Source organism: Saccharothrix coeruleofusca (assembly GCF_014648515.1).
Lineage (GTDB): Bacteria > Actinomycetota > Actinomycetes > Mycobacteriales > Pseudonocardiaceae > Actinosynnema > Actinosynnema coeruleofuscum.
Map to the genome: position 1 here is coordinate 1 of NZ_BMRG01000055.1, position 1,197 is coordinate 1,197.

1 protein-coding gene and 1 pseudogene are annotated in these 1,197 nt (G+C 66.4%); one reads left to right on the forward strand and one right to left on the reverse strand.

The features are described 5' to 3' along the window. Positions 1-186: hypothetical protein (locus tag IEZ00_RS37690; protein ID WP_229796452.1), on the reverse strand; the 186-nt coding region annotated here is incomplete at its 3' end. An 85-nt stretch (positions 187-271) separates the two neighbouring features. Between IEZ00_RS37690 and IEZ00_RS36010 the strand changes: the two are divergent. Then, positions 272-1,197, forward strand: a pseudogene (locus IEZ00_RS36010) (hypothetical protein); the annotation flags it as partial.

The window sequence follows — 1,197 nt, forward strand, 5'->3', positions numbered from 1 at the left end:
GCCCGATACCACTCCGGCCTCCGACACGATCCCCGCCTCGGACACCACTCCGCCCCCGAGCAGCGAGCGTGGTGCGACGCCGAACCAATCCCCCACCAACACTCCGCCGCCTGCGAACACCCCGTCCCCGGACACGGCTGCGCCGACCAGCAATCGCGGCCCGGACACCCCGCCTTCGGCCAACACGCCTCCAACCAACGCAGCTCCGACGGACAAGCCCGCCGTCGATACGCGCTCCGCCGACGCGCCGAAGGATTCTAAGCCTTCGTGGATGAACCTGCCCGACGAGGACGCGGGCTACGAGGTCGACTCGGACTCGGATTCCGACTACGACTCTGACTCCGATTACGACTCGGACTTCGACTTCGACGACCCGGCACCCGCCCCCGCGCCGAAGCCCGAACCATACGTCGTGCCCGATGTGCAGCCGGACCCGAGCACCATGGGCGAGACCGACCCCGGTTACGACGCGGACGTGGATTCCGACCCGATCGTGAATCCGGCCACGCTGACCGACGCGGAGTTCAAGGCACTGTTGGACACCAGGACCGATGGCGCGTGGTTCTGGTCCGGCAACTTCGTCGGCTTCGACAACAAGAACCACACCATCATGAACATCGCCGGATGGGAAGCATTCGGCAACGCAGGCACCACCCTCGAAGACCGACTCGACGACGCGAACGTGGAAATGCCCACGTTCACCATGCGCGACCCCGAATCACAACGCATCTGGGAAAACGCATCCCAATTCTTCGCCGAAAACGCCAGCGGCGACGTCTACGTCGCGCTTGGGGTCAACCGCCGCGAAGGCAACGTCTTCGACACCAAGGAATTCCCCGCACTCCAAGCCAACCCCAACGTCGACCGGGTCATCGAGGTCAACCCCCACACCGGCGAACGGACCGTCCTCTACACCAAACCCGACCTCGACACCGCACCCGCTCCCGCACCGGATGTTCAGTCCCCGGTCCCGGATGGCACGCGCGGCGCGACGCCGGACCAGTCGTCTGCCAGTACCCCGCCACCTGCGAACCCGTCGACCGGACCTATCAGCGATCGCAGTGTGGACAGCCCCGCGCCCGCGACGGACACCCCTGCGGCCGACACGCCGAGGGACGCCAAGCCTTCGTGGATGAACCTGCCCGACGAGGACGCGGGCTACGAGGTCGACTCGGACTCGGATTCCGACTACGACTC